This is a genomic window from Alteromonas sp. ABV2_168 (genome assembly GCF_056161165.1).
Window position 1 is genome coordinate 80,189 of sequence record NZ_JBSWYQ010000006.1, and the last position, 13,722, is coordinate 93,910.

Below are 13,722 nucleotides of genomic sequence, written 5' to 3' on the forward strand. Positions count from 1 at the left end.
CGACAGGAGAAAAGAATAATGTCACAAGTTTTTGATGTGGCGGTACTGGGTGCAACAGGCCTGGTCGGACAAACCATGATTGAGTTGCTCGAAGAGCGTAAATTTCCGGTAGGAACCCTGTATCCGCTGGCCAGTGAACGTTCTGCCGGTACAACCATTAACTTCAAAGGCGAAGAAATTGAAGTACTGAACGCCGATGACTTCGACTGGACGCTGGTACAGTTCGGTTTCTTCTCTGCAGGCGGCGATATTTCTGCCCGTATTGCACCGGTTGCGGCGGACGCCGGTTGTATCGTTATCGATAATACCTCACATTTCCGGTACGAGCCTGATGTACCGCTGGTTGTGCCTGAAGTGAACCCCCATGCGCTGGCAGACTTCCGCAACCGGAATATTATTGCCAATCCGAATTGCTCAACCATTCAGATGATGGTGGCCCTGAAGCCCATCCATGAAATCGCCGGCATTGAACGTATTAATGTGTGCACTTATCAGTCTGTTTCCGGTGGCGGCAAAAGTGCAATGGAAGAGCTGGCACTGCAAACCGCCAATCTGCTGAACACACGGCCGGTTACACCGGAAGCATTCAGCCGTCAGATTGCCTTTAATGCCATCCCGCAAATCGACGCCTTCATGGACAACGATTACACCAAAGAAGAGATGAAAATGGTGTGGGAAACGCAAAAAATCCTCGGTGACGACAGTGTGCTGGTGAATGCTACTGCTGTGCGCGTGCCGGTTTTTTACGGACACGGTGAAGCCATCCATCTGGAAACCCGCATGCCAGTGGATGCTCTGCAAGTGAAAGGGTTGCTGGCGCAGGCGCCCGGCGTGAAGGTGTACGAAGAAAGAGAAGCGTTCCCCACCCAGGTGAGCAGTGCAAGTGGCAATGACTGGGTACACGTGGGCCGCATCCGTGATGATATTTCTCATCCCAACGGCCTGAATATGTGGGTGGTGTCTGATAACGTACGTAAAGGGGCGGCAACGAACAGCATTCAGATTGCTGAAACCCTGATTAAAGACTATCTGTAAACACCCGGCGCAGAGGTAAACTTCTGCGCCTTTGTGCCGATAAAACAATGAAAAGGCTGTTTTACAGACTGTCATCGGCAGAAGAAAACGGCCTTTTTCTAGATAGTTACCGTTAACTGGTTTATAGTTTTGGTAAGTAACCTGTGCGGGCTTGTCATCATGGATTAAAGCTTGCATAACCCCGTGAAACCACAGGTTTTATTCTGTGAGTGACGGTTTTCTGACTCGCCGGAAGCAATCCGGCACGCCCGGAGCATCAGGCTCCGGCATTATAAGAATAACAGGCAGCGGTGTGCCGGCTTGTCCGTGTACTGGCTACACCACATGGCCTGGCCACCATGACACCGTCATGGTAGACGCTTGAGGGCATATAGGAACGCTATGAAATCGCATGTTACGGGCTTGCTTATTTTTTTATTGCTGCTGACGGCAACCCCTGATTCCGGTCAGGCTCAGGAACGGGAAACTGCCATCCGCGGGCCGAAAGATGCCACCAGTCAGTTCTCCGGCAATGTTTATGGTCCTATAGACGACAACGATACCCTCTGGCGTATAGCCGACCGCTACCGTCAAAATAAGAACCTTTCTGTCTACCAGGTGATGGTAGCTATTTATGAACTGAACCCTGATTCTTTTGAGCAGCAAAACCTTAATTTACTGGTTGACGGCGCTGTTCTGAAACTGCCGTCTGAGCGTTATGTTGCCCGCATTGATCCTGTGAGAGCGAAACAACGTGCCGAGCAGGATGATGACAGCTTTGCCCGTATGGAAAGCAAGCCCGGCAGCAGCCTGAATAATCTTAAACCGCCGGTACCGCTGGTAAACCAGCAGGATCTCAGTTCTACCCGCTCCGCAATTGAAGACAAAATTACCCGTCTGGACAGTCAGCAAACTCAGCAATTTGATGAATTACGACAGCAATTTGCTGCCTCGCTGGAAAACGTGCAGGCCATTCTAGATGAAAACCGCAAGCTATATACCCGTGTTGAACAGGTTAACGATGATTTAGCGTCTCTGCGTACCCAGGTGGAAGGGGACGTGCAGAATCAAATGGATGAGCAAACTGCGTTGCAAAAGCAGTTATTGCAAATGATGCAGCAGGAACAGGCGGAGCGTCAGGCTGAAAAAGACGCGTCGTTTATGAATACGCTGATGCAACCCATGAGCCTCATCATCGGGTCGGGTATCCTCACGTTATTACTGGTGGGCGGACTGGTGGCCTGGTTCCTAAAACGGGGTAAGAAAGAAGAAGATGATCCCATGCAGCCTGTGGCACAGGTCTCTACCGCCGACACCGCACCGGTTGTTGCCGCCGCCCCAGCAGCGATTGTGCCTGAACTGGATGACACGCCGGAATTGTCAGATGACGAACTCTTTAACGACGATGAATTGTTAGATGATGTGTTATCCAACGAACTGGAAGAGTCACTGGACGACGATCTCGAAAGCTTCGCTGACCTTGATGATGACATGCTGGTGCCGGATGACGATTTTGCTTTCGAAGACGGTGATTCCGAGTTAGGTCAGGATGAACTGGACAGTTTGTTCGATGATGAGCCGTTATCTGATGATTCACTGGTGCCTGATGTCGACGATCTGGACGGCATTGATCTGTCCGGTGATGACGATGACAGTGCAGACGCTTCCACAGAGGAAGCACCTGCGGAGCCGGCTGCTGAAATGGTGGCTGACGATGATATTGATGCGCTGCTGGCACAAAACTCTGTTGATAATAACGCGGCAGAAGAAAGTAGTGCAGAAACAGATGCTGTTGACAGTGCAGCAGACGTTGATGATTTTGATATCGATGCATTGCTGGATGCAAATTCAGGCTCAGCTGAAGAGCCTGCAACGGAAGAGGAAGATGACGGGGATATTGACCCGGACGACATTCTGGCTGAATTTGAATCGCCGTCAGCGGACGAAGAAGACAAGCCGGAAATTGATATCGACGATTTGCTCGACGAGCATCAGTCTGATTCGGTCATGGGCAGTGATAACGGCGATGTTGATGATGACATGCTCGGCAAAATTGACCGTGAAATCAATGATCAGAATCAGGAACTGGACCGTCTCACAGACAATATCATCACGGAAATGGACCAACTCGACCAGATGGCGGACATGCTGGGCGACGATGAGGATGAAGAAGACGAGATCACTACAGAAACAGCGCCTTCACCTCAGACTATTCAGGATCTTGACGCATTCAGCGAAGACCTGGACGAAATTGACGTTGAGGATATGGAAAATGCCGGCGAGTTTACTGACCCGCTTTCTGATGACCTCATCGCAGAGCTCCAGGGGGAGCAGGACAGTGACGAGGATGACGCCGGCGTTGACGATACAAACGACGCACTTGCCGACGAACTGCTGGCTGAGCTTGAAGCTGAAGATGATGAAGTAGATACCTTATCAGATGAATTACTGGCCGAACTGGAAGCCGAAGAATTATCCGGTGAGCAGGATGCGCTTGCTGATGAAGCACTATTGCAGGAAGACTCCGAAGACAGTGAATTTGAGGCAGATATTGATGACGATCTGACCAATGACTTGCTGGCTGAACTGGAATCTGAGGGCGCAACAGAGGACCCTGCAGAAGATATCACAGCAGAAGGTGACGTAGCTGAAGATGACCTGGCAGAAGAGAGCCTGACAGATGAAAGTGCGGAAGAGCAAAACCTCCCAGAAGAAGCCATTGAGAACGAAGACACAACAGTTGAAGAGGACGTCGCTGATGAGCCTGAACCGGAAAGCGAACTGACTTCAGACGTTGAAACAAACGATCCGGACGATTCTGATGCGCTGCCGGAGTTGGATGAACCTGTAGAAGAAGAGATTGCGGAGTCGGAAGAACTGCCCGTTGATGAAGAATTCGCAGAAGCAGCCGTTACCGGAGAAGACGGGTCTGCACCGGAAGAAGTTCTACCGGATGCTGAAGAACACTCTGCATCCGGCGAGATTACCGGTGATGAATTAGTTACTGAAGAAGCTCCTTCACAGGACGAGGAGTTGTCAGTCGACAAAGATTCTGTTGAAGGCGTAACTTTATCTGATGATGAGATCTCAGAAGAGCCGGAACCTGCTGAAGAAGAGAATTCTTTATCGTCAGATGCTGACGCACTTATTGCTGAAATTGAAAATGCGCAATATGAGCAGGAAGCAGAAGCTGAAATCGATAATGACGATGAGGCAGAACTTCAACCTTCAGAAGATGACGTTGAAGAAGAGCCTGCTTTTGAGTCTACTGAAGCAGGTCAGGAAGATGCACAGGCAGAGAAATATCAGCCTGAAGAAGTTGATGCATTAGCTGACGAATTACTTGCCGAACTGGAAGGAACTGACAACGATGTGCCTGCAGAAGCAGAAGCAGAAGCAGAAGCAGAAGCAGAAGCAGAAGCAGAAGCAGAAGCAGAAGCAGAAGCAGAAGCAGAAGCAGAAGCAGAAGCAGAGTCCACGCCTGCGGATGTAGAAGAATTACTTGCCGGCATCGACGATGACGATAGCCTTGTGCCAGAGCCAGAGCCAGAGCCAGAGCCAGAGCCAGAGCCAGAGCCAGAGCCAGAGCCAGAGCCAGAGCCAGAGCCAGAGCCAGAGCCAGAGCCGGAAGAGTCGAATGACGGCAGTGCACTTGATGAGGCACTGGCAGAGTTCGACCGGCAGATGATGGACGATATTCCTTCTTTCGCCAGTATGGACACGCCTGCGTCTTCTGAGCGTTCAGCTCCGGAGGAACCTGCCGGTGACACAGAAGACAGTATCGATGACTTCAGCCTCGAGCAGGAGCAGGACGGTGAACTGCCACAAAAACCTGTGTCAGAAGAATACAATGAATTGTCTGACTTGCCGGGTCTGGATGACTGGCTGTCACAGGATCACAGCGAAGATCACAATTTACTTGATGAGCTTGAACAGGCTGATTTTGATGACCTGCTGGGTGGATTGGGCGATGACGAAGAAGCACAGACCGGCACTTCACCGGTCGCTCCGGACACAGCCGGGGGCAATGAACCGGCACCTCAGGAAAAGCCGGACATGTCACTGGGCAACCCGGATCTTGACCTTGAAGCGTTGTTGTCTGATCCGCAACAAAGCATTGACGATGACACCGAAGAAAATGACTTTCTTGATGTGGAAACTCTCATCAATGACAGTGATGACGACAGTGCCATTGATGATGATGCCCCGCTGGACCTGGATGTCAGCCTGTCTGACTTCTCTGGGATTGGCGAAGATGATGATGTTATCGACATCGACAAGGATGCCGGTCAGAGTGCAAATCTTGACCTCGCCCGTGTTTATGTCGAAATGGATGACTTTACCGCTGCCAGAGAACTGCTGAATGAAGTCCTTGAAAAGGGTAGCGAAGATCAGATTGAAGAAGCCAAAACAATCCTCGCCGGTTTAAGTTAGTGTCTGCGTGCTAACGCTTGCATCTGGCTAAGTGGCTGACTACACTTAGCCGGTTTTTTAGCGGGAGCAGAATTTTCATGGCAAGAATCGCCCTGGGCGTCGAGTATGATGGCGCAGCACACTATGGCTGGCAGCGTCAGCGTGAATTACCCAGTGTGCAGGGATATCTGGAAAAAGCACTGTCTGTGGTAGCCAATCAACCCATTGATGTGCAATGCGCCGGTCGTACTGATGCCGGCGTGCATGCCACCGGTCAGGTGGTGCATTTCGACTTTGACGGTGAACGTCCGGACCGTGCCTGGACAATGGGTGTGAATACCAACCTTCCTGATTCTGTCGCTGTGAGCTGGGTAAAAACCGTCAGTGATGACTTTCACGCCCGCTTCTCTGCAACCCACCGTCGCTACCGCTATGTGATTTATAATTCGCCGCTGCGCCCGGCGATTCTGCTGAACGGCGTTACCCACGAATACCAGGAACTGGATGCATCACTGATGCACGAGGCTGCTCAGGCGGTGATCGGCGAACAGGATTTCACCTCATTCCGTGCTGCTCACTGCCAGTCAAAAACGCCTTTTCGTAACGTTACCGGTGTATCTGTGTTTCGTCAGGGCCGCTATGTAATAGTCGAAATTCGTGCAAATGCATTTTTGCACCACATGGTGCGCAATATTGTCGGTTCACTCATTAAAGTAGGGTGTGGCGAACAGCCGGTAAGCTGGATTGCAGAACTGTTATCCGCGAAAGACCGTACACAGGCGGCTGCAACAGCAAAACCGAACGGACTGTACCTGGTCGATGTGACTTACCCGGACACATTCGGCATTCCCCGCCAACCGGCCGGGCCGTTGTTTCTGCCGGAAACCTGAAAGCCTGATGAGCAGTCGGTGAGTGGCTTGACTTCTTAGACCAGTTTTACTTTTTACCGGGTGCGGATATGTGGTCTAATACATGGCTAAATCGCGTTCTTTTAACACTGTGCACAAATAAAGACCAACGAAGCATAGTTACAGATAACAAGGATTCTCCTTACTATGAGCTGGATTCAAAAAATTCTGCCTAAAACTCAAACGTCCACGAAAGGTAACGTACCGGAAGGTGTGTGGACGAAATGTTCAAGCTGTCAGGCTGTGCTGTACAAGCAGGAACTGGAAAAGCTGCTGGAAGTGTGTCCCAAGTGTGACAACCATATGCGTATCAGCGCCCGTAAGCGTATTGATGCGTTTCTGGATACCGGTGACCGTAAAGAGCTGGGCGGAGATTTAGAACCTCAGGACGTTCTGAAATTCAAAGATTCCAAGCGCTATAAAGATCGCATCGTTGCGGCACAAAAAAGCACCAGCGAGAAAGACGCATTAATCGTGATGCAGGGCAAACTGAAAGGCATGCCGGTTGTGGTTGCCAGCTTTGAATTTGCCTTCATGGGCGGTTCCATGGCATCTGTTGTCGGTGCCCGTTTCGTGGCTGCTGTTAATGCCTGCCTTGAACACAACATGCCACTCATTTGTTTCTCTGCTTCCGGCGGTGCCCGTATGCAGGAAGCGCTGATGTCATTAATGCAGATGGCGAAAACCTCTGCTGCACTGGCAAAAATGAGCGAAAAGGGTTTACCTTACATTTCTGTGCTTACCGACCCTACAATGGGTGGTGTTTCGGCCAGTCTGGCTATGCTGGGTGACGTTAACGTTGCTGAGCCAAAAGCACTTATCGGTTTCGCAGGCCCGCGGGTTATCGAACAGACAGTTCGTGAAACCTTGCCTGAAGGTTTCCAGCGCAGTGAATTCCTGCTGGATAAAGGTGCCATCGATATGATTGTTGACCGTCGTAAAATGCGTGATAAATTACACGGCCTGTTAGAAAAGATGCATCGCCTGAATTAAGTGAATAAACAATCACCTTCTTTTACTGCGTCAGCGGATAACTCTCTGACGCAGTGGTTGGCTTACCTTGAGTCCATTCATCCCACAGCCATCGATATGGGGCTGACGCGGGTGAAGCAGGTCGCTGACAAACTCGCCTTAGATTTTTCAAACCAGACTGTCATCACCGTTGCCGGTACAAACGGCAAAGGCACTACTTGCCGCTTCATCGAACAAGCCTGCCTGGCGCAGGGTAAAACTACAGGTGTGTATTCCTCTCCCCATCTGCTGGATTACCGGGAGCGTGTACGCATCAATGGCGACATTGAAGCCGAAAGCCGGTACTGCGAAGCCTTCGCTGCAATTGAGCAGGCCAGAGGTGATATCAGCCTGACCTATTTTGAATTTGGTACGCTTGCCGCCATGCTGATGATGGTGAATGCCGGTGTCGACATTGCTATTCTTGAAGTAGGTCTTGGTGGCCGGCTGGATGCAACCAATATCGTTAAACCGTCTGTTGCTGTTATCACGACCATCGGTCTGGATCATATGGACTGGCTGGGAGATACCCGTGAAGCCATCGCCATTGAGAAAGCCGGTATCATGCGCAATAACGGCATTGCGGTAGTAGGAGAGCGCGAGCCGCCTTCAACGCTGGATGAGTACGTCAGTGAACATCAGGTTGATACCTGGTGGGCCGGCCGGACGTTCGGTACAGAGCAGCAGGGTGACATGTGGCGCTGGTATCATGAAGATGAGCAGACTGCCTGGTTGTCCATGCCGCAAATTCCGCTGCAAAACGTGGCAACAGCACTGGCAACATTGAAACGGCTGGGGTTGTTTCCTGACAACACCACACTGCAACAGCTTGTCAGTACTGTGAATGTACCCGGACGCAGACAAACCTTGTCCCAATCCCCTGAAGTGCTGGTTGATGTGGCCCATAATCCACAAGCCTGTGCATTAATGCGCGACTGGGCTGACAGCGGATTAGACGGTGAACTGCATATTGTTGCCGGTATGCTGGCAGATAAATCACTGGCCGCCACGCTGGATGAACTGGCGGGCGTAAAGGCGAAGTGGTACCTTGGTAATACCAGCGGGCCAAGAGGCTTAAGTGGCAGTACTTTAATGTCTCACTTACAGCCACATCAGCGGGTACATGCCAATGCATTTGATTCGGTAACCGCAGCTTATAAAGCAGCCCGTGAAGCAGCAAATGAGAATGACCGCATCCTGGTATTTGGTTCTTTTCTTACCGTTGCGGATGTATTAACGTTTCACAAGGACAGTAGTATCCAATAGGAGTAAACAGTGACCCCGGCGTTACATAACAGACTGGTCGGCACCGTTATTCTGGTCGCGCTGGCAGTCATTTTCCTGCCAGATTTTCTCGACAGAAAAAAAGAAACGAATCAGGACGAATTTGTCAGTGTGCCGGCTACGCCGGCGAAAAAGCCTATTGTGGATCCCGAGCCGTTTCCTGTAGACCGCGTTGCGGGTGTCACCCAACGTCCGCTGGAAGTGGTCGATGAGCCTGCGGTTGATGATGAAGCTGCACAGGTTGCTGCATCGTCAGAAAAAGCACAGCAAGCTATTGAAGACGACCTGGCCCGTCAGACAGTGGTGGAGCAGCCTGCGCCGGAAGCCGTTGAAGGTAGCTGGGTGGTGCAGCTTGGCAGCTTCCGCCACCAGAAAAACGTAAAGCAATTACTCGTAAAACTTGAACAGGCCGGCTACCGTGCCTTCAGCCGCCCTGTGGAAACCCGTTCCGGTCCGCTGACGAAAGTGTTCGTCGGACCAGATACCGACAAAGCAAAATTACAAAAAGCAGTGCCGCATTTGCAGGAGATCACCGGACTGAAAGGGAAGGTGGCTACATTCAACGCCGAATAGCTTCCGGCGGCAGGTGGCAAGTTTTTCTTACTCAGGCGGGAAGTTACCCGGTCCGCGTTAAGATTACACATTGGTAATCTCCGGGGCTTCTGTTAGAATGCGCGCCATCTCGCAGCGGGGCAGTCACACTGCGTGCTTAACGACAGACGGGTAGTATAACGCTTCATGAATTGGGTTGATTTTTCCATTCTCGGTATTATCGCGGTTTCAACGCTGATAAGTCTGATGCGTGGCTTTGTGAAAGAAGCCATTTCCCTGGTTGTCTGGTTCGGTGCACTTTTTATTGCCAGTGAATTTCATGCCGATCTTGCTGTCTATTTCACGCAAATAGACGACGAGGTGCTGCGCAATGGTGCTGCAATCGTTGTTCTCTTTATTGTTACTCTGGTACTGGGTGGTTTATTTAACCACGTTGTCGGCCAGTTAGTACAAGCTTCAGGATTATCCGGCACAGACCGGGCGTTAGGCGCAATTTTCGGCGCTTTACGTGGCGTACTGATTGTAAGCGCACTATTGTTCTTTATGGATACGTTTACCGATGCAGCAAAAGCCGTTTGGTGGAGCCAGTCTCTGCTGATACCGGAATTTGGTGTCATCATAGAGTGGTTTTTCACCTTCGTGAAAGGCAGCTCCAGTTTTCTAAAACCCGCTTGATATAGGTAAAGCAAATGTGTGGTATTGTCGGAATTGTTGGTAAAACACCTGTTGCTCAGTCACTCTATGATGGACTGACAGTGTTACAGCATCGCGGACAGGACGCTGCTGGTATCATTACGATCGAACAGAATCGATTTAATCTGAGAAAAGCAAATGGCCTGGTGCGGGATGTTTTCCACACGCGCCATATGAAGCGTCTGTCAGGAAATATGGGTATCGGTCACTGCCGTTATCCCACCGCAGGCACATCAAGCTCTGCTGAGGCACAGCCTTTCTACGTGAACTCACCTTTCGGTATCGCGTTTGCGCATAACGGTAACCTTACCAATGCACACGAACTGCAGGACGAAGTGTTCCGTATTGCCCGCCGTCACATTAATACCTCTTCAGATTCTGAACTGTTATTAAACATTCTGGCTCATGAGCTGCAGCAGGTTGCCGACTTAACCGTAACTGCAAAAGATATTTTCAAAGTGGTCACTACCGTCCATAAGAAGATCCGCGGTGCCTATGCCGTGGTTGCTGCGATTATCGGACAGGGCCTGGTAGCTTTCCGTGACCCTAACGGTATCCGTCCTCTGGCACTGGGCAAGCGCATTACAGAAATGGGCGAAGAATACATGGTTGCTTCTGAGAGCGTGGCTCTGGATGCGGTAGGTTTTACCTTCATCCGTGACGTAGCGCCGGGCGAATGTGTATACATCACCGAAAAAGGTGAACTGCATACCCGGCAGTGTGCTGAAGTACCGGCCACTTCTCCGTGTATTTTTGAATTTGTTTACTTTGCCCGTCCTGATTCATTCATCGATGGTATTTCTGTTTATGCTTCCCGCGTCAACATGGGGCGTAAGCTGGGTGAGAAAATTGCCCGCGAGTGGGCAGACCTCGATATCGATGTGGTTATTCCTATTCCGGAAACCTCCATGGATGTGGCGCTGCAAATCGCCAATACCCTTGAGTTACCGTACCGTCAGGGCTTCGTGAAAAACCGTTATATCGGCCGTACCTTCATTATGCCGGGACAGACCATGCGTAAGCAGTCTGTACGCCGTAAACTGAACGCAATTTCTTCAGAATTTAAAGGCAAAAACGTACTGCTGGTAGATGACTCTATTGTACGGGGCACCACGTCCGGTCAAATCATCGAAATGGCCCGGGAGTCAGGTGCGAAGAAAGTTTACTTTGCTTCTGCTGCTCCTGAGATCCGTTTCCCGAATGTGTATGGTATCGATATGCCGTCTGCCAACGAACTGATTGCCTACGGCCGTGAGATTGACCAGATTGCTGATCTTATTCAGGCTGACGGACTGATTTTCCAGGACATTGAAGATCTTGTTGAAGCGGTACGGGAAGAGAATCCTGAAATTCAGCGCTTTGAAACATCAGTATTCGACGGTAATTACATTACTGCTGATATTGACCAGGATTACCTTGAGCGTATCGATATTGCCCGTGGTGAAGCGTCTAAGAGCGGTCCTGTGGTGCAGGCAGAATTGTCTAATCTGGAAATGCACAATATGGATTCTGACAACTAAGCCGGGAATCCGCGCACCAAATAAAAAGACCGCTCTCAGAGCGGTCTTTTGCTTTCGGATATGGATGAAATTTAATGATCAGTGCACGTATACCGGACCGAAGCCCATACTCCACATGATCACGGTGCTGGCCATTAAAATAGCCAGAAGTACCAGCCCGCACGTCACTACAGAGCTGGCATAAATGAAACCTTTACCATCCGGTATATGCATCATGATTGGCGTACCTGAATAAAGCAGGTATACAGAGTAGGCGAGTCCGACCAGACCTACTGTCATCACGAACCAGAGTTCCGGATAAAGACCAGCAAACCCGGTCATAAATAATGGTGTCGCCGTATATGCTGCAAGATCTAAAGACTCTGTATAATTGGGCTTGGCGTCAAACGCATTAGCAAGCTCATGAATCATGTAGGTAAGAATAAGCACACCGGCTATCAGGCCAAAATACATGCCCACTGCCAGCATTGCTGCGCTTTGCTCGGTCAGTTTTATTAGATCACCGGCACCGATACTCCAGCCAAGGTGTGCGCCGGAATAATACGTGACCAGTGAAGGTATCAACGCAATAACCCCGATATGACTAAGGGCATATACACAACTTTCATGTCGTCTGTCTATGTCCTGCCATTCTTCGCGGGGATGAGTGTATATGCCGAGCAAGTGATTCAATATCATATTTTCACCTTATTGTTACCGGCGCTGCATGCAGCGTTGATCATATTTATGTTTGTTTATGGTTAATATAATTAACATTAATTTTACAATTAGTGTTGATCATGTTTGGTGCAGGGTCAAATATTTTTTGCTTAAAAAATGTTCAGTTTTGTGAGTGGTTGAATTTACTGAAGATATTAAAGCGCAGAAAATCGGGGCCGTAAGGAAATATCCGGCCCGAATTAGTTAGAAGGGAAGAAACAGACGTTGTTTACGGTTGCTTGAGCGGAAAATGTCCGAGAACTTTGGTTATCTGGCCTTTTTCATCCGCCAGCCCCACGCCCACAGCTTTTACATAACCGGTTGCAGAGGGGGGAGAGGCAGCAAAGTGCTTTTTCATCGCTGGCAGGGCGGGTGATGCTTCTGCGGCCAGCAATGTCATATGCGGCTCAAATTGTGCAAAAACATTAGGGCTGCCATATTGTTCGAACACCGCCTTCTTTTGCGGATAGGCATTAACCCACGCAGGCAGTGGCGCTGAAAGATCTCTTAAAGGGGACAAGGCATTTGTCAGTTTATCTGCCAGATGTTGAAGTTTAGTTTCTTTCACCGCATCGACAAATACCCAGTTCCCTGCGGTTACCGTAAATCCCTCAGCTTTCAGGGGCACAGCCAGTTGTGTGGTTGTGAGCATTTCCACTTTCGCCAGTAAACCGGGAATCGCGGCTTCGTCGTAAGTGGTAAGGTACAACGTAATATGAACAGGAAACCCCTGTTCGTAAAAGCTCTCCATACCGTTCTGCTTCAGTTTATCGCTTACAGAGGCAACCGTCTTTTCTATGTTCGTAGACAGTACAGCAAAAACATTAACAGACACACTTTTTGCCAGCGCAGCAAAAGACAGTAAACAACCTGACAAGATTGCAATGATGGACACACTTAATTTCAACGGCTTATCTCATGATGTAGAATAACGAAAACCCTTTCAAATACCGGCAGTCAATCTGTTGGTGATCAGCAGGGAGTGGCAGGCATCAACGCTACTTGAAACAGCGCTTTCCCACAAGTCTGATACTTCAATGAATGCTAAGGATAAACATGGAAAAACACATTTTCTTGTGCCGTCATGGTCAGACTGAATGGAACCGTGACAAGAAATTGCAGGGGCAGCTGGACAGCCCGTTGACAGAAAAAGGACGGGCACAGGCGGCTGAACTGGCGGCAAAAGCCGGGAACTGGGATATCGATCTTGTCGTCAGCTCACACCTTGGCCGCGCGAAAGATACCGCTGCAATTTGTGCCACCTCGCTGGGGCAGACCCATAAAGTGTACGAAGGTTTCTGCGAACGTAACTTTGGTGAATGGCAGGGAAAGGAAACCAGCGGACTTGCAGCCTATCAGGCATTTAAAGAACACCGGTATACCCGTCCTGATCTTATGCCTGACAACGGCGGTGAAAGTGCCAACATGGTAACCGAACGTTTTATGACAACTTTTCACTCACTGGTGAACAGCGAAACGGCTTCCCGTATTCTTATTGTCAGTCATGGTGATGCGATGGCCTGTATCGCCCGCAGTTTCGGTGAAGGCCGTACTATTGATAATTGTGGCGGCATGTTGCTGGGTTGGCAAAATGGTAAACTGCACTGGCAGCAGTGGATCGACTAAAA

Annotated in this window: 12 protein-coding genes; 10 read left to right on the forward strand and 2 right to left on the reverse strand. The window is 49.9% G+C overall.

Annotated features, from left to right (window positions below; genetic code table 11):
• The first annotated feature begins 18 nt into the window (after nt 1-18).
• From ACXAH4_RS10810 to purF, 9 genes are all read left to right on the forward strand, one after another.
• Nucleotides 19-1,035, forward strand: coding sequence for an aspartate-semialdehyde dehydrogenase (locus ACXAH4_RS10810; RefSeq protein WP_303575361.1), 1,017 nt, complete (start codon nt 19-21; stop codon nt 1,033-1,035).
• Between the two features lie 205 nt (nt 1,036-1,240).
• Nucleotides 1,241-1,399, forward strand: coding sequence for a hypothetical protein (locus ACXAH4_RS10815; protein ID WP_161599157.1), 159 nt, complete (start codon nt 1,241-1,243; stop codon nt 1,397-1,399).
• Nucleotides 1,400-1,416: 17 nt separating this feature from the next.
• Nucleotides 1,417-5,448: a FimV/HubP family polar landmark protein gene (locus ACXAH4_RS10820; RefSeq protein WP_474881848.1), complete on the forward strand. Its 4,032-nt coding sequence runs from the start codon at nt 1,417-1,419 to the stop codon at nt 5,446-5,448.
• 77 nt (nt 5,449-5,525) lie between these two features.
• Entirely contained in the window at nt 5,526-6,317 is a 792-nt protein-coding gene (truA, locus tag ACXAH4_RS10825; protein ID WP_474881850.1) for a tRNA pseudouridine(38-40) synthase TruA, read from the forward strand.
• Between the two features lie 165 nt (nt 6,318-6,482).
• Nucleotides 6,483-7,328, forward strand: a complete 846-nt coding sequence (gene accD / locus ACXAH4_RS10830; RefSeq protein WP_474881851.1) for an acetyl-CoA carboxylase, carboxyltransferase subunit beta — start codon at nt 6,483-6,485, stop codon at nt 7,326-7,328.
• On the forward strand, nt 7,329-8,612 hold the full coding sequence (folC, locus tag ACXAH4_RS10835; protein WP_474881854.1) for a bifunctional tetrahydrofolate synthase/dihydrofolate synthase: 1,284 nt from the start codon (nt 7,329-7,331) through the stop codon (nt 8,610-8,612).
• A gap of 9 nt (nt 8,613-8,621) precedes the next feature.
• Nucleotides 8,622-9,203, forward strand: coding sequence for an SPOR domain-containing protein (locus ACXAH4_RS10840; protein ID WP_119501822.1), 582 nt, complete (start codon nt 8,622-8,624; stop codon nt 9,201-9,203).
• A 165-nt stretch (nt 9,204-9,368) separates the two neighbouring features.
• On the forward strand, nt 9,369-9,857 hold the full coding sequence (locus ACXAH4_RS10845; RefSeq protein ID WP_119501821.1) for a CvpA family protein: 489 nt from the start codon (nt 9,369-9,371) through the stop codon (nt 9,855-9,857).
• A gap of 14 nt (nt 9,858-9,871) precedes the next feature.
• A complete protein-coding gene (gene purF / locus ACXAH4_RS10850; RefSeq protein WP_474846638.1) occupies nt 9,872-11,395 on the forward strand; it encodes an amidophosphoribosyltransferase in 1,524 nt (507 codons plus the stop codon).
• Between the two features lie 78 nt (nt 11,396-11,473).
• Here the strand turns inward: purF and ACXAH4_RS10855 are convergent, their stop codons facing one another.
• Both ACXAH4_RS10855 and ACXAH4_RS10860 read right to left on the reverse strand, forming a co-directional pair.
• Nucleotides 11,474-12,073: a Yip1 family protein gene (locus tag ACXAH4_RS10855; protein WP_119501819.1), complete on the reverse strand. Its 600-nt coding sequence runs from the start codon at nt 12,071-12,073 to the stop codon at nt 11,474-11,476.
• A gap of 250 nt (nt 12,074-12,323) precedes the next feature.
• Entirely contained in the window at nt 12,324-13,001 is a 678-nt protein-coding gene (locus tag ACXAH4_RS10860; RefSeq protein WP_474881855.1) for a DUF1045 domain-containing protein, read from the reverse strand.
• A gap of 149 nt (nt 13,002-13,150) precedes the next feature.
• On the opposite strand from ACXAH4_RS10860, the gene ACXAH4_RS10865 reads away from it, so the two are divergent.
• Nucleotides 13,151-13,720, forward strand: coding sequence for a histidine phosphatase family protein (locus ACXAH4_RS10865; RefSeq protein ID WP_474881857.1), 570 nt, complete (start codon nt 13,151-13,153; stop codon nt 13,718-13,720).
• Nucleotides 13,721-13,722 lie beyond the last annotated feature (2 nt).